22 protein-coding genes are annotated in these 24,339 nt (G+C 57.1%); 18 read left to right on the top strand and 4 right to left on the bottom strand.

The window, feature by feature from the left end:
- Nucleotides 1-43: 43 nt before the first annotated feature.
- Both W02_RS03255 and W02_RS03250 read left to right on the top strand, forming a co-directional pair.
- Nucleotides 44-1,480, top strand: coding sequence for an aspartate ammonia-lyase (locus W02_RS03255; RefSeq protein WP_173044755.1), 1,437 nt, complete (start codon nucleotides 44-46; stop codon nucleotides 1,478-1,480).
- Nucleotides 1,481-1,583: 103 nt separating this feature from the next.
- Nucleotides 1,584-2,930, top strand: a complete 1,347-nt coding sequence (locus W02_RS03250) for an FAD-dependent oxidoreductase (protein ID WP_173044753.1) — start codon at nucleotides 1,584-1,586, stop codon at nucleotides 2,928-2,930.
- An 18-nt stretch (nucleotides 2,931-2,948) separates the two neighbouring features.
- Here W02_RS03250 and W02_RS03245 read toward each other — a convergent pair whose 3' ends face one another.
- Nucleotides 2,949-3,809, bottom strand: a complete 861-nt coding sequence (locus W02_RS03245; protein WP_173044751.1) for an NAD(+)/NADH kinase — start codon at nucleotides 3,807-3,809, stop codon at nucleotides 2,949-2,951.
- 250 nt (nucleotides 3,810-4,059) lie between these two features.
- On the opposite strand from W02_RS03245, the gene W02_RS03240 reads away from it, so the two are divergent.
- The 14 genes from W02_RS03240 to thiE all read left to right on the top strand — a co-directional run bounded on the left by W02_RS03240 (nucleotide 4,060) and on the right by thiE (nucleotide 17,983).
- A complete protein-coding gene (locus W02_RS03240; RefSeq protein WP_173044749.1) occupies nucleotides 4,060-6,486 on the top strand; it encodes an ATP-dependent Clp protease ATP-binding subunit in 2,427 nt (808 codons plus the stop codon).
- Nucleotides 6,487-6,567: 81 nt separating this feature from the next.
- Nucleotides 6,568-7,656 (top strand): tRNA (adenosine(37)-N6)-threonylcarbamoyltransferase complex transferase subunit TsaD, encoded by a 1,089-nt coding sequence (gene tsaD / locus W02_RS03235; RefSeq protein ID WP_232068637.1) that lies wholly within the window; start codon nucleotides 6,568-6,570, stop codon nucleotides 7,654-7,656.
- Nucleotides 7,657-7,801: 145 nt separating this feature from the next.
- Entirely contained in the window at nucleotides 7,802-9,382 is a 1,581-nt protein-coding gene (gene hflX / locus W02_RS03230) for a GTPase HflX (protein ID WP_232068636.1), read from the top strand.
- A 26-nt stretch (nucleotides 9,383-9,408) separates the two neighbouring features.
- On the top strand, nucleotides 9,409-10,071 hold the full coding sequence (nth, locus tag W02_RS03225) for an endonuclease III (protein WP_173044747.1): 663 nt from the start codon (nucleotides 9,409-9,411) through the stop codon (nucleotides 10,069-10,071).
- On the top strand, nucleotides 10,068-10,946 hold the full coding sequence (locus W02_RS03220; RefSeq protein ID WP_173044745.1) for a YicC/YloC family endoribonuclease: 879 nt from the start codon (nucleotides 10,068-10,070) through the stop codon (nucleotides 10,944-10,946). Before nth ends, W02_RS03220 begins: the two co-directional genes overlap by 4 nt.
- Nucleotides 10,943-11,653, top strand: a complete 711-nt coding sequence (gmk, locus tag W02_RS03215) for a guanylate kinase (RefSeq protein ID WP_232068635.1) — start codon at nucleotides 10,943-10,945, stop codon at nucleotides 11,651-11,653. Before W02_RS03220 ends, gmk begins: the two co-directional genes overlap by 4 nt.
- Nucleotides 11,654-11,677: 24 nt before the next feature.
- Nucleotides 11,678-12,037: a DNA-directed RNA polymerase subunit omega gene (locus W02_RS03210; protein WP_173044743.1), complete on the top strand. Its 360-nt coding sequence runs from the start codon at nucleotides 11,678-11,680 to the stop codon at nucleotides 12,035-12,037.
- On the top strand, nucleotides 12,037-13,296 hold the full coding sequence (coaBC, locus tag W02_RS03205) for a bifunctional phosphopantothenoylcysteine decarboxylase/phosphopantothenate--cysteine ligase CoaBC (protein WP_173051346.1): 1,260 nt from the start codon (nucleotides 12,037-12,039) through the stop codon (nucleotides 13,294-13,296). The genes W02_RS03210 and coaBC overlap by 1 nt, the downstream gene beginning before the upstream one ends.
- Before the next feature lie 3 nt (nucleotides 13,297-13,299).
- The gene (locus W02_RS03200) at nucleotides 13,300-14,124 is read left to right on the top strand and encodes a tetratricopeptide repeat protein (RefSeq protein ID WP_173044741.1); all 825 of its coding nucleotides are present in this window, start codon (nucleotides 13,300-13,302) and stop codon (nucleotides 14,122-14,124) included.
- Nucleotides 14,125-14,234: 110 nt separating this feature from the next.
- A complete protein-coding gene (gene aroQ / locus W02_RS03195) occupies nucleotides 14,235-14,720 on the top strand; it encodes a type II 3-dehydroquinate dehydratase (protein WP_173051345.1) in 486 nt (161 codons plus the stop codon).
- Nucleotides 14,721-14,775: 55 nt separating this feature from the next.
- On the top strand, nucleotides 14,776-15,336 hold the full coding sequence (gene efp, locus W02_RS03190; protein ID WP_173044739.1) for an elongation factor P: 561 nt from the start codon (nucleotides 14,776-14,778) through the stop codon (nucleotides 15,334-15,336).
- Nucleotides 15,333-15,893: an acetyl-CoA carboxylase biotin carboxyl carrier protein gene (accB, locus tag W02_RS03185; RefSeq protein WP_173044737.1), complete on the top strand. Its 561-nt coding sequence runs from the start codon at nucleotides 15,333-15,335 to the stop codon at nucleotides 15,891-15,893. Before efp ends, accB begins: the two co-directional genes overlap by 4 nt.
- Nucleotides 15,894-15,950: 57 nt before the next feature.
- Nucleotides 15,951-17,291, top strand: coding sequence for an acetyl-CoA carboxylase biotin carboxylase subunit (gene accC, locus W02_RS03180; RefSeq protein WP_173044735.1), 1,341 nt, complete (start codon nucleotides 15,951-15,953; stop codon nucleotides 17,289-17,291).
- A gap of 32 nt (nucleotides 17,292-17,323) precedes the next feature.
- Nucleotides 17,324-17,983, top strand: coding sequence for a thiamine phosphate synthase (gene thiE / locus W02_RS03175; RefSeq protein ID WP_232068634.1), 660 nt, complete (start codon nucleotides 17,324-17,326; stop codon nucleotides 17,981-17,983).
- On the opposite strand, the gene bioD is transcribed toward thiE, so the two are convergent.
- Nucleotides 17,943-18,692, bottom strand: a complete 750-nt coding sequence (bioD, locus tag W02_RS03170; protein WP_173044733.1) for a dethiobiotin synthase — start codon at nucleotides 18,690-18,692, stop codon at nucleotides 17,943-17,945. The two genes, thiE and bioD, sit on opposite strands and share 41 nt — an antisense overlap.
- Nucleotides 18,693-19,445, bottom strand: coding sequence for an SDR family NAD(P)-dependent oxidoreductase (locus W02_RS03165; protein ID WP_173044731.1), 753 nt, complete (start codon nucleotides 19,443-19,445; stop codon nucleotides 18,693-18,695). It abuts the gene before it with no gap.
- Nucleotides 19,446-19,657: 212 nt separating this feature from the next.
- Between W02_RS03165 and W02_RS03160 the strand changes: the two genes are divergently transcribed.
- Entirely contained in the window at nucleotides 19,658-20,470 is an 813-nt protein-coding gene (locus tag W02_RS03160) for a hypothetical protein (RefSeq protein ID WP_173044729.1), read from the top strand.
- On the opposite strand, the gene W02_RS03155 is transcribed toward W02_RS03160, so the two are convergent.
- Nucleotides 20,363-23,314, bottom strand: a complete 2,952-nt coding sequence (locus tag W02_RS03155; RefSeq protein ID WP_173044727.1) for a proline dehydrogenase family protein — start codon at nucleotides 23,312-23,314, stop codon at nucleotides 20,363-20,365. The two genes, W02_RS03160 and W02_RS03155, sit on opposite strands and share 108 nt — an antisense overlap.
- Nucleotides 23,315-23,477: 163 nt before the next feature.
- Between W02_RS03155 and W02_RS03150 the strand changes: the two genes are divergently transcribed.
- Nucleotides 23,478-24,329, top strand: coding sequence for an acyl-CoA desaturase (locus tag W02_RS03150; protein WP_173044725.1), 852 nt, complete (start codon nucleotides 23,478-23,480; stop codon nucleotides 24,327-24,329).
- Nucleotides 24,330-24,339: the final 10 nt, after the last annotated feature.

Genomic DNA, 24,339 nt, shown 5'->3' with positions numbered 1-24,339 from the left:
TTATCATGCCTCCGCGACTGCGGAGAACCTTTAGGAGTAGCGCATGCGTCACGATGACAAGCACAATCAGGGAGCAACGAGGATCGAGCGGGATATCATGGGGGAATTGGCTGTTCCAGCCGACGCCTATTACGGTGTGCAGACGGCTCGTGCCATAGAAAATTTTCCCATCAGCACCTTACGCATGCCCCGGTCAGTCATCCGGGCAATGGGTCTGATCAAACGGGCGGCCGCAGCGATCAACCACGAGCTTGGCCTTCTGAATTCTCAAACAGCCGACGCGATCAAACAGGCTGCCAGTGAGGTCGTAGAGGGAACACTCGATGCGGAATTCCCTGTGGATATTTTCCAGACCGGCTCCGGGACGTCTACGAACATGAATGCCAACGAAGTGATTTCCAACCGCGCGACTGAATTGGTCGGTGGGGTCCGCGGCAGCAAGATGGTGCACCCGAACGATCATGTGAATCTCGGACAGTCCAGTAATGACGTGATCCCTACCGCGATCCATATCGCGGCCTCTGAAATGATCCACCGCCAACTGACCCCGGCACTGAAACGGCTGCACCAGGCTCTTCGTGCCAAAGCCGGAGAGTTCGACAAGGTCGTCAAGATCGGCAGAACGCATTTGCAGGACGCCACTCCCGTTCGGCTCGGACAAGAGTTCGGTGGGTACGCCCGGCAGATCGAACTGGGCCTTGAGCGGATGAAACGGGCGCAAAGCGCGCTCAGCGAAGTCGCCTTGGGCGGCACAGCAGTCGGTACGGGTCTGAATTGCCATCCCGAATTCTCCGCCAAGGTTATGGCCATCATCTCCAAGGAGACCGGTTGCTCTTTCGTCGAGGCGGCCGACCATTTTGAGGCGCAGTCGGCCCAGGATTCATTGGTGGAAGCCAGCGGGGAATTGCGGACACTTGCCGTCAGCCTGATGAAAATCGCCAATGACATTCGATGGCTTGGTTCAGGCCCCCGGTGTGGACTGGGGGAGATCAATCTGCCGGAGACTCAGCCAGGCTCCTCGATCATGCCTGGTAAAGTGAACCCCGTCATTGCGGAATCGGTCACGATGGTCTGCGCGCAGGTGATCGGTAATGATGTGACGGTGACGGTCGGCGGTCAAGCCGCAAATTTTGAATTGATCGTGATGTTGCCGGTCATGGCATATAACGTTCTTCAATCCATAGAACTGTTGGCGACCTCGGCAGACAATTTTGCCTCGAAATGTATCGCAGGAATCAAAGCCAATGAAGAACGCTGCAAGAGCCTGATCGAAGAAAGTCTGGCCATGTGCACGGCGCTGGCCCCTGAAATCGGATACGAAGCGGCCGCCAAGCTGGCCAAAGAAGCCTATAAGTCGGGCAAAACCGTTCGTGAGATTGCGCGGGAGCAGCGAGTGCTTCCGGACACGCGACTGAATGAGTTGCTGGATCCTTGGAGAATGACTGAATCAGGTGGTCCTGTCGGAAGCGCAGGAGGATAGGCAGCGACCAGGTAGTTTTGACAGGGGAAGGCCTGTATGCTAAAGTCCGCGGAACTGTTGAAGTTCTAGACATTTTCGTCAATTCAATATTAGGGAACATTGCATGAGTGCACAGACAAACCACGTGGTGATTGTCGCTGGGGCGGGTCCGGCCGGGTTGGCCGTCGCAGCTTCTCTTGGCAAGGCAGGACATGACGTCATTATTCTTAACCGAGACATCAAGTTCGGCGGATTGGCCGAGTACGGCATCTTTCCCAGCAAACTAAAATTGCGCGGCGGATTGCGGAAGCAGTACTGGGAACTGCTCGAACAGCCCAATATTCACTATTTGGGCAATGTCTCCATTGGAAAAGAAAAGGATCTGACGGTAGAGGAATTGCGTGGGTTGGGTGCGAGCGCGGTTGTCTTCTCCATTGGAGCACAGGGAACCAAGGCGATCGGAGTAGAGGGTGATTCGGCCCACGGTGTATTTCATGCGAAGGATGTCGTTTACCACTTCAATCGCTTGCCTGGATTCGGCGACCGTCCGTTCAATGTGGGAAAGCATGTCGCGGTGATCGGTGCCGGTGACGTCATGGTCGATATTGCTCATTGGTTGGTTCGCTACAAGAAGGTGGAACGCGTGACGGCGATCGTTCGACGGGGACCGGCAGAGCGGAAATACAATCCGAAGGAAATTCGTGCAGTGTGTGCCAACATGGATGTGGAAGGCATCAAGAAAGAATTTACACGGATCAAGGATCGGCTTGTCGCAGTCGGTCAGAATCCTGATGAAATTTTCAAGAGCCTGACCGGTGAGTTTACAAAATGCGAGCCAAAGGTCAGTGACGCCAAGATGGGGTTCCAGTTTCTCGCCTCTCCCAAACGGATCTTGGTCGATGCGAATAATCAGGTCCGTGGATTGGAGATGGAAGAGAACAAGCTGGAGCCAAAAGGAGCCGATACCGCGGCGGTTGGTCTCAAACAGTTATACGAATTTCCGTGTGACAGCGTCGTGTTTGCCGTGGGGGACAAGGTCGATGAAACTGTCGGCCTGCCTTATAAAGGGGGCGTCTTTGTGACGAACCCCAACAAAACCGCCAACGAACCGGACGATGCCTTGTTTCAGGCTTATGACGAAGCGAGCGGAAAAATCGTCGAAGGCGTGTTTCTTGCCGGCTGGGCGAGAAAAGCGAGCGAGGGCCTCGTCGGCATCGCTAAACGGGACGGGGATTGGTGTGCGGAGGTGGTCATCCGGTATTTGGGAACCAGGACGACAGGCAGTCAGGCGAAGGCCGTCCTCGACAAGCTGCACGCCTTGCTTCAGGAACGGAAAAGCCGCCCAGTGGATGTAAAGGCGCTGCGGATTTTAGAATCGGCGGAACAGAAACAACAGGGTGCCACGGAATGTATTGGTGAGTTCAAGTTCGTCACGAACCAGGAAATGATCGGTCTCATCGATCGAGGGTAGGCCACGCAGACGTTGTGCTCAACCGTCTCCCCATTTCAATTTTTCCCGCAGTACATCATAGTAGTTGCTCTCTGGAAACCGGATCAATCTGGTCCGATGCTCGGATACCTTTAATTCCACGGTATCACCTTGGGTCAGTGCGACTCCTACCTGACCGTCCAACGTAGCCATTGCCCCCTCATCTTTGCTGGTCAGCGTGACTTCGATTTCAGCGCTGCCTTCGACGATGAGTGGTCGATGCGTCAGGGTATGAGGGCATACCGGGGTCAGCATGAGCGATTGAACAGTAGGATGAATGATCGGCCCGCCCGCTGAGAGGGAATAGGCTGTCGATCCGGTCGGCGTGCTGACAATTAAACCGTCTCCACGAAGATTCGTCACAAACCGTCCTTGAATGGAAATTCTCAGCTCGATCATCCTCGCCAAGGTGCCTTTACTCACAACCACGTCATTGAGTACGACTCCCTGCGCCACGGTTTCGCCGTGCCGATGGACATGTGTCCCGAGCATCAACCGCTCGTCAAGCACGTAATCGTTTGTGAAGACGCGTTCCAATGAAGGGTAGAAATGTTCGAGTCTGACCTCGGTCAGGAAACCCAGACCGCCCATATTCACGCCCAGTATCGGAATCCCTCGTTCTCCGGCGAGACGCGCAGCGCTCAGCATGGTGCCATCGCCTCCCATCACGAGGAGGACATCCGCTTTTCCCGCCAGCTGAGTTTTTTGAATTCCGCCCGTTTCACCCAGGAGCGTGGCAGAGGTTGTATCCAACAGCACTTCAATGTTTCTTTCTCTGAGCCAGGACAGAACTGCTTGAAGTGTAGACTTGACTTCAGGGAACTTCGGCTTAGTTAATATGCCGATGCTTTTGCTTTTCATTCGAGGTCTGAACTCGCAAGGTGAATGGAAGATGACCACAAAAGAGCCGAATTTTATCGGGACGATTCTTTCGAAGTCAACGAACGAGGCGTGTGCCGATTCTATCGCTCGTGGTTTGAGAACGTAATCACGCGTATCAATCTCCACGAACCTTGACACTGACAACCCATCTAGTTAGAATTAGACTAGATTTTTCGAAGGGTTTGACCTCATCGGCAGATTAGGGGATCCTCACCAAAAAGGAGGCAGGATGTTCGAACGATTCACGGACAAGGGTCGGAAGATCATCATCCTTGCGCGGGAAGAGGCCGAGCGTCATCAGAACGACTACCTCGGAACCGAACACCTTGTCTTGGCGATCCTGCGCGAATCCGATGGGATTGCCCTCATGATCCTCAAGAAAATGGGACTTTCAACAGAGCAGATCCGACTCGAGATCGAGCGGAATCTGCCTGGTGGCGGGACCACAATGACCTTCGGGGAAATTCCTTTCAGCCCGCGGGTGAAGAAAGTCATCGAGTACGGGGTCGAAGAGGCCCGACTTCTTGGTCATAATCACATCGGAAGCGAACACTTGCTTTTGGGACTCCTGCGCGAAGAAGAAGGTATCGGCGGAAAGATTCTGCGAAGCCTCGGAGCCAATCTTCTCACTGCCCGACAGTTGACCGTGACATTTTTGCGGAAGTCCGCTCCACGTGAACGCGACCGGAAGAGCAATACTCCGGCGTTGGATGAATTCGGACGCGATTTGACCCAGATGGCTCAGGAGGGCCAGCTCGATCCGGTTATCGGGCGCGCCGACGAAATCGAACGGGTCCTACAAATACTCAGCCGGCGTACAAAAAATAATCCCGTACTCATTGGCGAATCCGGTGTCGGAAAAACCGCAATCGTCGAAGGTCTGGCGCAACGCATCGTCCAATCGGAAGTTCCGGACAATCTTCTTTCACGGCGGGTCATCGCATTGGATCTTGGCTCCCTGGTCGCCGGAACCAAATATCGGGGCCAATTTGAAGAGCGCTTGAAAGTTGTGATGAAGGAGATCGTGCAGGCCGGCAACATCATCATCTTTATTGATGAGTTGCACACGCTGGTCGGCGCAGGAGCGGCTGAAGGGTCGATTGATGCGTCGAATATGCTGAAGCCGGCTTTGTCGCGCGGCGAGATCCAATGCATCGGGGCCACCACGCTGGACGAGTATCGCAAGCACATCGAGAAGGACGGCGCGCTGAAACGGCGGTTCCAGCCAATCTACGTCCAGCCTCCAAGCCTGGACGAGACGGTCAGGATCATTCAAGGACTTCGGGATCGGTACGAGGAACATCACGGGGTTGAGATCACCGAGGAAGCGATCGTCGAAGCGGTCAAACTGTCCGACCGGTATATCACGGATCGGTTTTTACCCGACAAGGCCATCGACCTCATTGATGAAACAGGATCGCGCGCCAAGCTTCAGACCTACGCCTTACCGGGCGAGCTTAAAGCCATGGAACAGGAACTCAAGAAGGTTTCACGCGATAAGGAACTGGCCATTTCAATGCAGAACTTCGAAGAGGCCGTTCGTCATCGAGAAGAAGAAGAGCGACTTCGGAAGCTCCTCGATGAATCGAAACGCGAATGGAAAAAGAATCAGGAAAAGCACAAGCCGACCATCGGGAAGGAAGATGTCGCATATGTCGTCTCCAAGATGACCGGCATTCCACTGTTCAAGCTTGAAGAAGAGGAATCGAACAAGCTGCTTCGCATGGAAGAGTTTCTGCACAAGCGTGTGGTGGGTCAAAATGAGGCGATCTCGGCGGTTTGCCGCGCGATCCGGCGCTCTCGGGCCGGCCTTAAGGAAGCCAAAAAGCCGATCGGTTCGTTCATCTTCCTAGGCCCAACCGGAGTCGGCAAGACCGAACTGGCAAGAACACTGGCGGAATTTCTCTTTAACACCGAGGACGCGCTCATCCGGATCGACATGTCAGAGTATCAGGAGAAATTCACCAGTTCCAGATTGTTCGGTGCTCCTCCAGGCTATGTTGGTTACGAAGAAGGAGGCCAGTTGACGGAGCGAGTTCGTCGGCGGCCTTATTCCGTGGTTCTGTTCGATGAAATCGAAAAAGCCCATCCGGATGTGTTCAACCTGTTGCTGCAGGTATTGGACGATGGGGTGTTGACGGACAGCCTCGGCCGCAAGGTCGATTTCAAGAATACCGTTGTTATCATGACGTCCAATATCGGAACAAAACTCATTCAAAAAGGCGTCTCGCTCGGATTTCAAAGCACGGAAGCCGAACAAGATCGCCATAAGAAGGAAGAAGTGCTCGGAGAGTTGCGGCGCTCATTCAGTCCGGAGTTCTTGAACCGGATCGATGAGATCGTGGTCTTCCATCAGTTGGATAAGTCGCATCTCAATAACATCCTTGACATTCTCCTTCGCGAACTCAATTTGCGGTTGCTGGACAAGGGTGTGGAGATTGAAGTGGATGAAGAGGTGAAGGCGTGGCTGATCAAGGAAGGGTACGAGCCCTTGTACGGGGCGAGACCGATGCGCCGTACGATTCAGCGCGCGATTGGGGACCCCTTATCAGAGGAAATGATCAAGGGAAGATTCAAGGACAGTCGTAAGATCAAGGTCGTCCTGCGCGACGGCGCGCCGACGTTCATCGAGCAGGAGGCTATGGCCGGCGTTTGATGGTGGCCAAGAGGCGACTTCCATAAGAAGCTGGATCATGTCTGTTCGACCCTTGTCGTTCATAGAGCGGCAGGGGTCGACGTGTTTTCAAGCGATGAGAGCAAACCAGTGACCGGGCAGATCGATACATATCTCTCCGCAGATCGATGGGTGGAAGGCCCCTTGCTGGGGATTGAAACATCCTGTGACGAAACTGCCGCGGCGGTTTTGGATGCAGACGGCACGGTACGGTCCTCGGTTATTTCTTCCCAGCACCAAGTCCATGAACGCTTCGGCGGTGTCGTCCCCGAGCTCGCGTCCCGTGCGCACATTGAGTCGATTGAGACTATTGCGGCATCGGCCCTGGAGCGGGCAGGAACGGCATGGCGAGATATCTGCGGTGTTGCCGTCACCCAAGGCCCAGGACTTGCCGGCGCCCTTATTGTGGGAGTCAGTTATGCCAAAGCTCTCGCTTACGCGCTACGCATCCCTCTCGTCGGTGTCACGCATCTAGAAGGACATATCGCATCGGCCTGGTTGCAGAACCCGGACTTTCCCTCTTCCGCCGTCGTGCTCGTGGTATCGGGTGGGCATACCCACCTCTATAAGAAGACGAAGGCCGGTCCATGCCAGTTGTTGGGTTGTACGAGAGATGATGCAGCCGGAGAGGCTTTCGATAAGGGTGCGCAGATGCTTGGATTGGGATTTCCCGGAGGACCGGCCCTCGACAAGCTGGCTCAATCCGGCGATTCGAAGAAAATTCCGTTTCCCAAATCGTCGATCAGGAAGGCGGCGCTGGAGTTCAGTTTCAGTGGCTTAAAGACCGCCCTACTGTATAAACTTCAACGTATGACCCTTGCCAGCGTAGACAGAGATCGCGCCCATCTTGCCGCAGGTTTTCAGGAATCCATTGTCAGTGTCTTGGTGGACAAAGCGTTCGAGGCCGTTCGGCAAACAGGAATTGGGGCTTTGGCCGTAGTCGGCGGCGTATCGGCCAACTCCCGGTTACGCATGCTTCTTCATGAGAAGGCACGATCGGAAGGGATCCAACTCAGCATCCCATCGTTACAATACTGCACAGACAATGCGGCGATGATCGCATCCGCCGGGATGCAAGCCCTCCGTGCCGGTCGCCGTGCGTCACTTGATACAGAGGCCTGTGCGTCGCTCGACGAAGCCTCGATGAGATGAGAGACTCAGAGAATACGGCGCGAAAGGTAGGGACGCCATTCACGATATTCACGGACAATTAAACGGGCTTCGGGCCGCCCAAATTAAGGCTCTTGAACGCCTCTATCGTCGGCGTATTCCCGCAGCCAGTGTATTAACCGCGGACGTGGCCAAAGAGTTGGCACGGTTCACACACGACATTCGTCGTCCAATCGGTCTGGTTCTGACCCGGCGCGGAACGGTTCAGGAAGTTCTGGTCGGCTCAGGGACCGGCCCGTCTCCTGCCACGCTCGGAAAATTCCGTGCGAGTTCAAGATCGCTCAGGGGGTTACGCTTGATCCGCTCTCATCTGAGCGATCAGCCGCTCAGCCAGGAGGATCTCACGACATTGGCACTTCTGCGTCTTGACATGGTAGGCGCTCTCGGCGTGACGGACCATGGAGAGCCGGGTTTACTCTCGCTGGCTCATCTCCTTCCACCTAATCCTGAGGGACAGCTTTGCAAATTATTGAAACCGACCCCGGTGTACGGTACCACGATTCAGTTCAATGCGTTCATTCAGGAACTGGAAGCGGATCTTCAGAAATTGGGTCGCGGGCATGACATATCTCACAGCCGCAAGACCGCCATCCTGGTCAGCGCGTCTCCGGCCAGCAGAACGGAACAGGAAGACCGGTTGGAGGAATTGGCGGAGCTGGCGACTTCGGCGGGAGTGGCGGTTGTCGAGAGGATCGTGCAGCGGACTCAGGACGGCCATCAACGCTATCAGGTCGGCAGTGGAAAACTGAAAGAAACGCTCATCCATGCCCTTCAAAAGGGTGTGGATCTATTGGTATTCGACCAGGAACTGTCACCGGCTCAGATCAAAGCGATCGCCGAATTGACGGACATGTCGGTCATCGATCGCACGCAATTGATTCTGGATATTTTTGCGAGTCGGGCGCACAGCCGAGAAGGAAAAATCCAAGTTGAACTGGCTCAATTACGGTATCGGCTTCCCCGGTTAACGGGGCGCGGCGCCACGCTGTCACGACTCGGAGGCGGTATCGGGACGCGTGGACCGGGAGAAACCAAGCTCGAGGCCGACCGCCGGCGGATTCGAGACCGGATCAGCCATTTGGAGAGAGAGTTGGAGTTGTTTGCCAGGCACCAGGGTCAGCGACGGGCCAAACGGATGCGGCATGCCATGCCGGTCATCTCGATCGTGGGATACACGAACGCGGGCAAATCGACGCTTCTCAACGTGTTGACGGACAGTCACGTCCGTGCGGACGACCGGGTATTCGAGACGCTCGACACGACCAGTCGCCGGCTCCGGTTCCCACACGACCGGGAGGTCATCGTTACCGACACGGTCGGTTTCATCCGGGATCTCCCGAAAGACCTGCTTGGCGCTTTTCGAACGACGCTGGAAGAACTGCGTGACGCCGATCTGCTGTTGCATGTGGTGGATGCAGGGGCGAGAGATCTGGATGAGCACATGGCGGCAGTCGATCGCGTCCTCGGCGAGCTCGGCTTCGACCGGATTCCAAGACTGCTCGTGTTTAACAAATGCGATCGACTTCCCGCTGCGGAGGCGGAGCTCTTGTGCCGGAGATATGGGGCCATCGGCATTTCAGCACTCGAGCCCCAAACATTGCATCCGTTGCTTCATCGTCTCGAACGACAGTTGGCCTCCCGTGATGACCTTCCCACCCCCGGGCATGCCGCCGTTGACAATGCCGGTGCCCTTGCATCTCGAAGCTAGTCGCTTCACAATCCCGCCTGAAAATTATGGCTCCTCGACGCACTCGAGAATCTGATCAAGGCGCGCGGGCACGACGCATCGGCAAGCTGCTCGGCCGATCCATGCCGGATGCCAAAGTGGAACTCCAGCACCGTTCACCGTGGGAGTTGCTCGTGGCGACCATTCTCTCGGCTCAATGTACTGATGCGAGGGTCAACCAGGTCACCCCGGTGTTGTTCCAGCGGTTTCCCACCCCCGAAACACTCGCAAGGGCTGAGACGCCTGAAGTCGAGCCGTTGATCCGCTCGACCGGATTCTTCAAAAGCAAGGCCAGAAGCATCGTCATGTGCGCCAGAGCGGTGACGGAACGGTTTCACGGCCGGGTGCCTTCGACGATGGAGGAATTGGTGACGTTGCCGGGAGTAGGGAGAAAGACGGCGAATGTCCTGCTCGGCAATGTGTTCGGCAAGCCCGCCATCATCGTCGATACCCACGTCAAGAGAGTGGCCAACCGCCTCGCATTCACGCGCTCGGAGGATCCGGATCGGATCGAAGAAGATCTTCAGCAGTTACTCCCTCAATCCGAATGGACGGCTGTCTCGCAGCGAATCCTCTTGCACGGCCGCTATGTGTGCACGGCCAGATTGCCGCAATGCGGGCGGTGCCCGATTTACTCCGAGTGTCCCTGGAAGGAGAAGAGCCCCCGATGATCAAGAGCATGACAGGCTTCGGTCGCAAACAGGCTGCGCACGACGATGGCGCCGTCCTCGTCGAGGTTCGATCCGTAAACCACCGATTCCTTGAAGTGGCGTGCCGTCTTCCTCGGGCGGTCGGCCGTTCGGAAGACACCGTGAAGAAATTGGTCCAGCAATATTGCGTGCGCGGCCGTGTGGATGTCTCCGTGTCGGCTCAAGGAGGTAAAGCGAAATCCGGAACGGTCAATGTTGACCTGTCATTGGCAAAACAGTACCATCGAAACCTTCGGGATTTAAAAAAGTCGCTCAAATTGAGCGGTGCAATCGATATTCATCTGCTTGCCGGGTTCCGAGACGTGATATCCATTACAGATCAGCAGGTCGAAGATCCCGACCTCACCACACTTGTCCACACGCTGGTCGGCCAGGCGTTGGCCGAGCTTGACGCCATGAGGCGGCAGGAAGGGGCGGCGCTTGCGAAGGACATGTTGGGTCGGATCGGATCGATCCGGACACATGCAACCGCCGTAACCGAACGGGTTCCTCAGGCCGTGCAAGAGACGTTTGACCGCATGAAGGCGCGCGTCGGAAAATTGATGGACGGGGAGATGCCGGATTCGATGCGTTTGCACCAGGAGCTGGCGGTGTATGCGGACCGAGGCGACATTACAGAAGAATTGGTCAGATTGGAGTCACATATGGTACAGTTTGAACAGCACCTTAACCGCGCGGAATCTGTGGGTAAAACTCTCGATTTTCTGCTTCAGGAAATGGGGCGGGAGGTCAATACGGTTGGATCGAAGGCCAATGACGCCGTCATTGCCGGTCATGTCGTGCAGATGAAGGCCGAACTCGAGAGAATACGGGAACAGGTGCAGAACGTCGAATGAGCACATCAACGGCATCGAGCGGGACCGCCAGTCCGACCGAACATTCGAGCAATTCCGTGCGTCGGAGAGGAATTTTGTTCATCATTTCCGCTCCGTCCGGCACGGGGAAAACGACGCTGTGCAAACAACTCGTTGCCAGGATACCCGGTCTCTGGCACTCGATTTCCTGTACGACCCGAAAACCGCGTCCCGGAGAGGAGCACGGCCGGGAATATTTTTTCATGGACGAATCCGAATTTCAGGACATGATCGACCGCCATGAATTTGTAGAATGGGCCCGAGTGTACGGACATCTCTACGGCACTCCGCGCAAAGTTCTCGCCGATAAGATGGCGCAAGGGGTGGACGTCCTGTTGGAAATCGATGTTCAGGGCGCTCTCCAGGTCAAGCAGAAGTTCAGCGACGCGGTGCCCATTTTTATCCTGCCGCCATCCATGACCGCGCTGAAGTCCAGACTGCAGTCCCGGGCCTCGGATTCCCCCGATGAAATCCAGCGCCGGATGCAAAAGGTCAAGGAAGAAGTCTGGAATTACAGAGAATACGCGTATATTGTCCGCAATGACGATTTGACGCGCTCATTGCGAGATCTTGAGCATGTGTTCCTGGCCGAGCAGTTAAAGACCGGACGCATGGACACGGCATGGATCGAGAATAATTTTCTGATCGATGAAAACGGAAAACCCGAAGGTCGCAAAGATCTTTCATAACAAACAGAAGGAGACGAGGTCCCCATGATCGACATGTTGAGTTTGCTGCCGCAGTATACGCCGGATCAATTTGATTCCCGCCACCGTTTGGTCATCGTCGCGGCCCAACGCGCAAAGCATATCCTGCAAGGTTCCAGGCCCTTTGGCACGTCCCGATTCACGAAGGAAACAACCGTGGCGCTCGATGAGGTGCTTCGCGGTGAGGCGAAATATCTCACCGGAAAAGAGGCGCGTGACGCCATGAAGGAAGCCAAACGCGGCAAGGAAGGCGAGACCGAACGCATTGCCATGATGACGGGCGAGGATGCACGCGAGATCAAGAAGGAATTGAGCGTGTACGTCGATGATACGCCCAAGGCTCCGGAGGCTGAAGCTGAAGAGTGATGATTCCGAAAGGCCAAGGGGTGTCGCTGACCGGTAAGCGGGTCGTTCTCGGAGTGACCGGCAGCATTGCCGCATACAAGGCGGCGGGTCTTGTCCGGGCGTTTCTGCGCGACGGCGCCACCGTTGAAGTCGTCATGACCGGATCGGCGACACGATTCGTCACACCCCTGACCTTTGAAGTTCTCTCCGGACGACCCGTGGCGACGGATCTCTTTGAGGCCCACCAGGAAATGAAGCATCTCACGGTCCCTGAGCAGGCGGATGTCATCTGTATCGCCCCTGCGACGGCCAATTTCCTGGCGAAGATGGCCTTGGGACTCGGGGATGATCTGCTATCGACCATGATCCTGACCGCGCAATGCCCTGTCGTCTGCGCTCCCGCGATGGACGGAGGCATGTGGACTCATCCCGCAGTGACGGCTCATGTGCAAACCTTGCGCGCGCGCGGCGTCGTCATCGTAGATCCGGAAGAAGGACCGCTGGCGTCGGGCAGGACAGGTGCCGGCCGACTCGCCGATGAGGCATCAATTCTCGGAGCCGTCGGATCGGCGATCTTCTCCCGCAAGGACTGGTCGGGGCATCGCTTTCTGATTTCGGCCGGACCGACTCATGAACCCATCGATCCTGTACGGTTTATCTCAAATCGTTCATCGGGGAAAATGGGTTATGCGCTGGCTGAAGCTGCGAGATCCCGCGGTGCGCAGGTTGTGCTGGTCAGTGGGCCGACCGCGCTCGTTCCGCCGAGCGGCGTAGAGATGATTGCCGTGGAATCGGCGGAACAGATGACCAACGCCATCATCGCGCGGTTGGCTTGGAGTAGCGTGGTCATCATGGCCGCCGCAGTGGCTGATTTCCGTCCGAAGCAGGCGGCGAACCAGAAACTCAAGAAGCAAGCGCAGTGTGACACGACCTTGGATCTGGAACGTACCGTAGATATCTTATCGACGGTGTCCGCCCTCCGGGATCGCCAATTGCTGGTTGGATTTGCCGCGGAAACTCAGAATCTCATCCCCCATGCGATGGAAAAGTTGAAATCCAAGGGTCTGGACCTGATCGTCGCAAACGACGTGACGGCTCCCGGCGCCGGATTCGGCAGCGAGCAGAATGCTGCGACCCTGATCGACCGCCACGGAACGATCAGCGAATTGCCTCTGAAGTCCAAACGCCGATTGGCTGATGAAATCCTGGATGCAGCGGCGCGCCTCGTGCCTGATGCCGTGCATGCCCGAGCGACCGATCTCGGTTCGAAGATGAGATAGCGTATGCGGCCGAATCAAAAGAACGCGGACTCAGCTCTTGAAATCGATCGATTAGCCCTCCAATTGGCTAAGGATCCCCATTCCAAGGCCTTTCTGCCCTTGGCCGAAGAATACTGCAAGGCCGGTATGTGGAAGGAAGCCACGGGGGTTTTGGAAGACGGCCTCAAGCGGTATCCGGGGTTCATCACCGCAATGGTCGTGCTTGGCAGGGCATATGATCAACTGGGACAACCGGTCAAAGCGAAGGCTGTTCTGGAAGAAGCGATCAAGGTCAGTCCTGAAAATCTGCGGGCGCATCGAACACTGGTCAAGATCTATGCGAGTCAGGGGCAGACGGGTGCGGCGTTGAAATCATGCGCCGTGATTCTGGCTCTGAATCCACGCGATGAGGAAGCGCTTTCCATTCAAGCTCGACTAGGCATGCCTGCCAAGGAAGGTCCGGTCCCACGGAGTAAAGACGTCCAAGCACCCTCGGTTGAACAGCCTGTTCACGCGTCCCCGTCCGTTGAGCCGACACCCGAGCGCGGCACTCCTGTTGGCCTGCAGGATCGGGAGGACCTCTCCGGCTCCGCCTCCGATGAAACAGGTGAAACGTCTTCTCCACTAGGAAGAGCCGGCTCGATCATCCAATCTGCCTTGCAGGCGGATGGCGGAAAACCCGCTGGGCAGTCGGCCACGGGGAGCCCTGAAACTGAAGCAACTCCGCCTCCCTCCAAACCGTCACCTCATGCGGAAACGATCGCTCAACTGGAGTCCTGGCTGCGCGCGATCGGGCAAAACCGGCGCAAAGACGCAACCTCTACAGGCGCCGCTTCCTCAACTTCCTGAGACATTTCGAGCGTTTGACCGGTCTTGAGTGGCCTGTTACAATGCCGCCCTGCTCGCACTTTTGGGAGCCGTGCGAGTGATTATTTCGATGGGTAGGCGGGTTGTGCATGCTGCGGATATTGGTGCTACACGGTCCAAATCTCAATCTCTTGGGCAGTCGGGAGCAGTCGATTTACGGCACCACCTCTCTGGATGCCATCGATGCCGGGTTGACCAAACTCGCAGACGAACTGACCGTGGACGTGGATATCCGGCAATCAAATGCCGAAGGCGAATTGGTGACATGGATCCAGGAAGCACGAAGCGGGTATGACGGGATTCTGATCAATCCGGCGGCGTACACCCATACTAGTGTGGCGATTCGGGATGCCGTCCTGGCGGTGGCGCTGCCAACGGTAGAGGTCCATCTTTCAAATATTCAGGGCCGCGAAGCGTTTCGGCATCATTCGCACGTGGCCGATGTGGCGGTTGGACAGGTATCCGGATTCGGCGCCGAGAGCTACTTCCTCGGTCTGCGGGGTCTGCACGCGCATCTCACCTCGTCTCGCCGTCCGAGAAAGACATCGGCGCCGGTCAGGAAAAAACGCGGCAGATGAGCATCTTCAAACGGTAGGACAGTGGTGTCTGCCAAATATGTGAAGGGAGTACGCAGTGATTTCTACCACGGATTTTCGAGGCGGTGTGCGATTGATGGTTGACGGGGAACCGTTTTATATCGTCGAATTTCAGCATGTGAAGCCGGGAAAGGGCGGCGCATTTGTCCGCACCAAACTAAAAAGCTATCTGTCAGGCAACGTCCTGGACCGGACGTTTCGCTCAGGCGAGCGTTTCGAAGAACCGGATCTCGAAGAGCGCGAGATGCAGTTTCTGTATGCGACAGGCGACGACTATACGTTCATGGATACCGATAGTTACGAGCAGTTGACCTTTGAAAAGCAGCAGTTGGGTGACAATGCCGACTTGTTGAAGGAAAACATGAACGCCAAGATTCTCATTTATGAGCACCGGCCGATCGATGTCGAACTGCCGATCTTCATCGAATTGAAAGTCGTCGAGGCCGAACCAGGGGTTCGCGGCGATACGGCTTCCGGGGGGACCAAACCCGCGATCGTCGAAACCGGGGCAACGATCAAAGTCCCGCTGTATCTTGAGGTGGGCACCACGATCAAGATCGATACCCGTACGAGGGCCTATGTGGAGCGTGTTCGGTGAGCGGGAGTAAACCTCGCAAGTCCAAGAAGCGTGCAGCGCCGATCGTACTGCCGCTTGTCGAGCAGACGGAAGGTGGCCCTTCACTGTTTCTGACCGGGAGCCAGTCCAAGCACATCCAGGAATTGGTCGATCTGCTCAAGCGGAACAATCTGACCGAGTTGGAACTGGAGCGCGACGGGATTCGTATTCGTCTCCGCCATGAGGTGGGGATGAAGACCGTGACGGCCTCGGTGCCCGATTTCTCACCGGCCGCTGCAGCGAGTCAGGCTCCAACGCAGGCCAGCGCGCCGTCGGCCGATGCGACGGGCTTGGTCACGATCACGTCTCCGATCGTCGGGACGTTTTACCGCTCTCCATCTCCCGATGCCGATCCGTACGTCGAGGAGGGTGATTTCGTGAGAAAGGGACAAGTCCTCTGCATTGTTGAAGCGATGAAGTTGATGAATGAGATCGAATCGGAAGTGGACGGGAGAATCGTCAAGATACTGGCTGAAAGCACGAAGCCGGTCGAATACGGCCAGGCGCTCTTCCACATCGATCCGAAAGCGACCGCCTAGCCCAGTCACAGCCCGTCCCGAGCATGTGTAGCCCTCAGTTCATACCGGAGATGGTTCGTGTTTAAAAAAGTATTGGTCGCCAATCGCGGAGAGATCGCACTGCGCGTGATCCGGGCCTGCAAAGAGCTTGGAATCAAGACAGTCGCCATTCATTCCGAGGCCGATGTCAACGGTCTTCATGTCCGCGCCGCCGATGAAAAAATTTGCGTGGGACCGGCCGAAGCCGCGCTCAGTTACCGCAACATTCCCAACGTGCTCAGCGCCGCAGAAATTACCGGCGCGGACGCCATTCATCCCGGCTATGGGTTCCTTTCGGAAAACGCCCACTTTGCCGAAGTCTGTGAATCGATCGGTGTCAAGTTTATCGGTCCGACGTCGGAGAACATCGCGCTGATGGGAGACAAAGCGAAGGCCCGTGAGATCGTCGCCAGGCGAGGCCTGCCCGTGACACCGGGAAGCCCGGGGGGGCTCAAGAGCGAGCAGGAAGCGCTTGAAGCCGCCACGAAAATCGGCTATCCGGTCATCATCAAGGCTGCCGCCGGTGGTGGCGGGCGCGGCATGCGCGTCGTGAACAAGGCGGAGGATCTTGCGCGCGCGTTCCAGGCGGCCCAAGCTGAAGCGAAGTCCACATTCGGAAACGACAGTGTCTATCTCGAGCGATACTTTCTGGAGCCTCGTCATATCGAAGTGCAGATTGCCGCCGACCATCGGGGCCACGTCGTCCATCTCGGGGAGCGGGATTGTTCGATTCAGCGACGCCATCAGAAACTCGTCGAAGAGACGCCTTCTCCGGCCGTGGACGAAAAGCTGCGACGGGAAATCGGCCGCACGGCGGTCGAAGCCGTCAAAGCCGTGCATTATCGCAACGTCGGCACGGTCGAATTTCTGCTCGACAAGGACCAGAATTTCTTTTTTATGGAGGTGAATACGCGGATCCAGGTCGAGCATCCGATTACCGAAATGGTCACGGGAGTCGATCTCATTAAAGAGCAGATTCAACTTGCCGACGGCCAGCCCCTTTCGGTCAAGCAGCAGGACATCAAGATCAACGGGCACAGTTTGGAATGCCGCATCAATGCCGAGGACCCTGAAAAATTTACCCCTTCCCCTGGATTGATCACCAAGTACAGCGCTCCGGGAGGGTACGGCGTCCGGGTCGATTCCGCCATGGAAACCAACGCCTTGGTCGTTCCCCATTACGATTCGATGATTGCGAAGGTCATTACACACGGCCGGACCAGGCAGGAATCCATCGCCCGCATGCGGCGCGCGCTCGACGAATTTCTCATCGAAGGCATCAAGACGACGATCCCCCTTCACAAACGGATTCTCAACGATCCGGACTTCCAGAAGGGCCACGTCTCCACGACGTTTCTCGACCGTTTTCTGGCCGGCTAGCCGTCTGTGACCGCGCCAGGTACAATCCCGCGATGACCGGCCGCACATCCCCGCCGACACTGTCAGGTCTCTACGTCATTCTCGACCCCACGGTCAGGCCCGAACGTCCGCTTGACGAGGTCTTGAAAGACGCGGTTCGCGGCGGAGCCAGAATTGTCCAGTACCGCAATAAAGCTGCGTCGATGAAACAGGCCTATGGAGAAGCGTCGGCTCTTCGAACCATCGCGAAAGCGGTTGGAGCCACTTTCATCGTGAACGACCGGTGTGATCTCGCCTTGGCCGTGGATGCAGACGGCGTGCACGTGGGACAGGACGATCTGCCTTATGCAGAGGCGAGAGCCATCATGGGACCGGACAAGATTGTCGGCCTTTCGACGCACAGTCCCGCACAGGTTGAGGCGGCTGCCAGGTTCAGACCTGATTACATCGGGTATGGGCCGATCTTCACGCCGCTCTCGAAAACCGACCATGACCCGGTAGTCGGTATCGAAGGCCTCAGGGCTGTCCGATCACTGATTACCGTGCCGATTTTTGCCATTGGTGGAATTCGGGCGGAACATGTCGGAGAGATCATTCGGGCAGGGGCCAACGGCGTCGCCGTGATCTCGGCGGTGTTGAATGCCTCGGACATCCAAACGGCCGTGGCGCGGTTTATCGGGCAGATGCCAGGACCAGCTTCGCGAGGCGCATGACCGCAGCCGTCCTCGACAGCGCAACGGCAGCCGGTTGAAACCTTCTCTGCATTCCTGGGACGTACGGAAGAGGTCCGAACACAGGTACTTCTGCGCCCTCTCTCAGCGCTTGCACCGTGGTGCGTTCTTGAATACGAGCTATTCGCGACTGAACCGGAGTGGTTCGATTGAGCATGAGTGCCACAACCTGGATTTTTCTTCTGCGAAGGGCGTGGATCGTCAGCAAGGCATGATTGATTCCGCCGAGTCCTGCGCGACCGACGACCACCACCGGAAGTTTCAAGCGGAGTATCAAGTCCATGACATCGTTGCAGCGTGCAATCGGAACGTGGACGCCGCCGACTCCCTCTACCACCATCGCATCGTATCGGCCGGCGAGCAGGCGATAGACCTGCTGAATCATTCCCAGGTCGATGCTCCGGCGTTCGGTATGGGCCGCCGCGAACGGGGCGACCGGCAAATCGAAACGATAGGGACAGATCGCCCCGAGGGCCTCATCGCTCCCTATCACCGTCCGGAGGCGGGCGGCATCGGAGCGAGCCACGTCCGCGTTCGAGATTCCCGTTTCGATCGGCTTCATGACGCCGACATCACGTCCAAGACGGCGCAAGGCCAGAGCCAAGGATGCCGTCAGCAGTGTTTTCCCGACATCAGTGTCCGTTCCCGTAACAAAGATGCCGACAGCCTTTCGCGCTCCTGAGCGTTTCATTCAGAGACTCCTACTGTCACAGTTCCATACCTGACCTGACAGGTCTTGTGATCGAGCCATATGAAGGACCGTATGAGCCGCTTCCTTGAGCGAGGGCGGGCGTTGAAGAGCATGGTCGATGTATTGGTCCGGCGAAGGGAATGCATCACCTGAAAGACCCGTGAGATGCCACCCCGGCAATAGAAGATTGACACGAATATTGCTCGGCCCCCACTCCAATGCGGCCGTCTTGACGAGGCCGACGAGTCCGGCTTTGGAAGCGGCATAGGCCGCTTGCCCCGCCGACCCGTGGAATCCGGAAAACGAACCTATCACAACGATGGACCCTCCACCGCAAGAGGCAAAGAGGGGACCGATCGCCCGCAGGCAATGAAAGGTGCCAGTCAGGTTCGTTGCCACGATATCTGCCCACCGGTCTTCTTCCTCTCGTAGAAGAAGACGGCTGCCTGCAATGCCCGCGCTACACACCAGCGTGTTCAGCCCGGAAGCGTCACGAGCCATAGCGTCTATCATGAGGCGAACGGATGGAGATAGCCGTACGTCCGCTTCGTATAGCCGTCCCTCTGCTCCGGCGTGACGAACGAGGTCCAGCGTTTCCGCTGCGGCGGTTTTGTTCGAGCGATAGTGGATTCCGACGAAATAGCCGGCGCCGGCAAAGGCCAAACTGACGGCTCGTCCGATGCCGCCCGACGCACCTGTGACGAGAACGGCCGCACGGCTTCCCTCGGCAGATGGATGAGGAATTGTGTGCATGGAGGCGGATTATGGTGACGATCCGGGTCGAAGGCAAGCAGGTTTTCATCGTCCGACGCCGTACCGCCTCCCGGTGTTGCCGCCCCCTCGAATGCTATGATACGGTCACAATCGGATAGTGGAGGTCAGAACTTATGATGAAGCCAGCGGTTTTTCGGATATCTTTTTTTATAATTCTCTGTTTGCCGTTCTTCGTGGGAGCTCCATCGGCGGTGCCTGCAGCGGATGATCCGATTGGGATCGACCGGTCGGACGAGTTCTTCCCCGACACGACCGGAAGTCATTGGGAATATCGGGGACAGATCACCGAAGGTCCGTTGCAGACCATCGAACATAAGTTCTTTTCAAACGTGTCCTCCGTGGTTGGAACCAAGACATTGCGCGGCGTGACAGTGATGGTCTTCCACGATACGAATCCGGGCAATCACGGCGTCTCGGACAGCTTTTATCGCCGAGACTCGGTCGGGATCGTGTATTACGGCTCTGAGCCGGGAACTCCATTGGAGAAGCAATTGATTCCCTATCAAATCGTGCGGTTCCCGATGAAGGTTGCGACGTCGTTTGCCCAGTTCGATAAAAAAGACTTGGATTTCGGTACCGACATGGACCGTGACGGCGTGAATGAAAAGGCGGACGCGCAAGGGGATTCGACGGTCGTGGGGCAGGAACCGGTGACGGTCCCGGCGGGAACGTTTCAGGATGCCGTTCGCGTCGAAGCCCGCATGAAAATGAAGATCCGATTATCGGGATCGAACAAGGTCGTGACCGGCACGGACGTGATGACGGCGTGGTTCGCGAAGGGCGTCGGCCTCGTGAAGTACGTCGAACGGCAAGAGCTGTCGCCGCTTGAGGACCGTGGGGTCATTACCGAGATCACAGAGGAATTGGAATCGTACGAAATCAAACCGTTGAAGACGTCATTCGACGGGAGCAAACCCGCGCCGCAGGGTCTGTTCACTGACGATGCGCGTGATCACAAACTGCAGCAGGTACTCTTCCCCTCCAGCCTTGGCTCCGACTCCTGACAGGCGATGGCCGCCGAACGGCTGCCGTCCGACCAGCGCGCCGGTGATCGGCCGATTGAGATAGAGGTTTCCCACGTCGAATCTTGCTCTGGCCGTTTCAAGATTCGCAGGGCTGCGCGAGTAGACCCCGCCGGTCAACGCATAGTCCGTCCCATTGGCGATGGTGATCGCGTCGTCGAATGAAACAGCCTTGATGACGGCCAAAACGGGCCCGAAGATTTCCTCAGTGGCGATGCGCGCCGTTGGGGGCACGTCTTCGAACACCGTAGGGCCAACATACCATCCAGGTTGTTCGATACGCCCGTCGATCAGCGGCCGGGCTTCCCGTCGGCCGATCTCAAGGTAGTCAAGAATCTTGGCGCGGGCCCTTTCATCGACGACCGGTCCGATCTGAGTTCCAGGATCGTCCGGTGGTCCCATCCGGAGACTCCGCACGGCGTCCTTCAGCCGGCTGACAAACAGGTCATAGACCGAGGCATGCACGATGACTCGGGAGCAGGCGGAACATTTCTGCCCTGAGTACCCGGTGAATGACGTGATCACACCAGTGATTGCGTCGTCGAGATCCGCCGTCTCATCGACGATGATGGCGTTCTTTCCGCCCATCTCCGCAATAACCCGCTTGATCAGGCGGCAGCCTCCGGCGGGCGCCGCCGTTTCTTTGAGGATGGCCATGCCGGTTTCCTTCGATCCGGTAAAGGCAATGGTCACAATATCGGGATGCCGCACCAGCCTGTTTCCAACCTCTGAAGCCCCGGGCACGAAAGTCAAGATTCCTTCCGGTAAACCGGCTTCGACCAGAATTTCCGCCAGAAGCCGTCCGATCATCGACGAACGCTCGGACGGTTTGAAGATGACCGGATTCCCGGTCACCAATGCCGCCGAGACCATGCCGGCCGGAATGGCCAACGGAAAATTCCAGGGCGAAATCACGGCAGTCACGCCTCGCGGGCTCAACATGCGATGATTCAATTCTCCGGCGATCCGTCCAAGCTGCTTGGGAGGACCAAGACGAAGCCATTCGAGTGCATAGAATTCCAGGAAGTCGATTGCTTCCGCGATATCCGCATCCGCTTCGCGCCAAGGCTTTCCGCATTCGAGAATCTCCCATGCCGCAAGGAGTTCGCGGCGTTCACGCATGAGGGCCGCTGCCGCCCGAAGAATGTTGACTCGCTCGTGCGGCGGCCGATTGCTCCACTGCGGCCAGGCCGCGCGCGCGCGTTCGACGATTGCGTCGATATCGGCCGGCGAGCCGCCGGGAAGTATGGCTATGGTTTCGCCCGGCCTGGCGGGATTCTGGGAGGTGACTGCCGGACCTGAAAGGATGGGTGATCCGGGCAACGGGAGCCATTGGCGGCCCAACTGTTTTCTGACTGAGGCGATCGCGTCCTGCATGGCCTCGCGAACCGTCTCTCTGGAAAAGTCGCGGGGCGGCTCATTGTGAAACGTGTCACCGTCTCCATCCGGCCGAGGTGCGGCGGCTGTACGATCAACGGCAGGCGCAGTCAATAACGTGTCCAGAGATTGGGATTCCACATACTCCTTCCGCAGGAACGATTCGTTCGATGTATTTTCGAGAAGGCGTCGGACGAGGTAAGCCATGCCGGGCAGCAGTTCACCGACCGGCGTATAGAGACGCAGGCGCCGCCCGCGGCGCCACATGGCATGCTGGAAGGGTTCCGCCATCCCATAGATCATTTGGTATTCCCAGGTCTCGGGTGCGATCCGAAGGGACTCGGCGACGGCCTCGATATAAGCCAGAGTGCGGAGATTGTGGGTGCCGAACGCCGGTCGAATCACCGAGGTCCGGTTCAACAGAGAGTGGACGAGTGTTTCATAATTGGCATCCGTCTCCGGTTTCTTTTCAAAGAGCGGCACGGGCCAGCCCAGCTGTCGATAGCGGATGGTATCTGAATCCCAGTAGGCGCCTTTCACCAGTCTGATGGTAATTGGGACGTCTCGTGCTTCGGCCCATTCGATCAGCGATTGGACATCGCGGGCGGTGTCTCTGTGATAGGCCTGTACCGCCAACCCGGCGTAGGGAAATGATCGAAAGGCCGGTTCAGAGAAGAGACGAACGAAGATGGCGATCAACAGATCCTTGGTCGCGGCCTGTTCCATGTCGAAAATGAGCGAAGCCGGCAACCGCATGGCCTCTTCGATGACGGGGCGCAGCCTCGCCGCAACCGACCGGTAGCTGCCTTCCGGATCGATCGGATCCAGGTGCGGGGAGAGGGCGGAGATCTTCAAAGAGAGCTGCACGCGTGGAATAGAACCGAGATGATCCCGTTCGAGATGCGGCACGAACGGCCAGGACGCCGCCGACGGAGCGAGCGTCTGCAATGCTTCCAGACAGCGATCACGATAACGGTCGGCCTCTCGGTCGCTGATCGTGGCCTCTCCCAGGAGATCCACCGACCAGGCTTTTCCGTCCTTCCAGAGCCCCTGCAAGACGGGAAGTGCATCGTCTATGGCGGAGCCGGCAATGAACGTTTTGGCCAGCTGCTCGACATGGGCCTTGATGGCGTGCCCGGTGAGACTGGCTCCGACGCTCGTGGCAGCGAGCACTTTGAGTCCCCACCGAAGCGCAAACGTGTGATCGGTCATCGGCCCGAAATATTCCTTGGCGAGGTCCACCACACGGGCGTCGGACGTGGCGGAGGGGAGCATATCGATGAACCGAAACAGCTGCGTCTTGAAGGCCGGGTCGTGCATGGCGAGATTCATCGCCGCCTGGGACCACCAGCGCCGTTCGAAGAGCCAAGGCGTACGTCCGGCGGCAAGATGCGCCAGGTGTTTGCCGATGGATATGACGGTCCGTTGGTCAGGCGGGGGATGCCTCACGGGATATGCGCCTCCCGTTGAACGCTCGCACCGACTTCAGTATACACCGTGAGGATTTTGTTGAAAAATCCGTAAGGTTTCGTTAGCATATGCTTCGAACGAAGCAGCACTGCCAGCACCGCTGATCTGATTCGTTTTTACCTGATTTACCTAAGGAGTGGGGATGCCCGACGCTATCGGTACTTCGCCGTTTGCCTACAAGACGTTCATCCTGTTTTGCCTGGTTGCAATCGTCACACTCGTCGGCACGCCGCTCTTCGGATTTCTCTACGGCTATACGCTTTTTGACTGGATCGTCTTCGGCATCCTGTATGTGTTCACCGGCATGGGAATTACAGTTGGGTACCACCGGCTCATCTCCCATCGTAGCTTCGAGTGCCACCCTTGGGTCAAAGCCATTTTTCTGATCGGAGGCGGATGGGCGTTGCAGAACTCGGCGCTCCGATGGTGCTCCGACCACATCAGGCATCACGCTCGGACGGACCAGGAGGAAGATCCGTACAATGCCCAGAAGGGATTCTGGCACAGCCACTGTGGCTGGTTATTCATCAACACGCCCCACCGGCTGGAAAAATATGAGCGGCAGCTCCGGAGAGATCCGATGGTCATGTGGCAGCACAAGAATTATCATGCGATCGTGATCTCCGGTCTGGCGTTCCCCCTTGTGCTGGGCTTCCTGCACGGAGGGATCATGGGCGGTATCGGCTGCTTCTTTCTCGCCGGGATGTTCCGCATGTTCATGGTGCTGAATTCGACCTTCGCCATCAACTCGCTGTGTCACATGTTCGGCGATCAACCGCACGGCACACAGGACAGCAGCAAGGATAACTGGCTCATCTCGTTGGTGAGCTTCGGAGAGGGTTATCACAATTACCATCACACCTACGCCCGCGATTACCGCAACGGGCCGAAATGGTATAACTTCGATCCGTCGAAGTGGATCATTTACACGCTTTCGCTGCTCGGCCTGGCGACCAATCTGCGACGTCTTGACTCCACCGTTCTTTCCGAGTAAACCCCGCGGC

This window comes from Nitrospira sp. KM1, from assembly GCF_011405515.1.
Lineage (GTDB): Bacteria > Nitrospirota > Nitrospiria > Nitrospirales > Nitrospiraceae > Nitrospira_C.
This window is presented reverse-complemented; position numbering and strand designations above follow the sequence as displayed.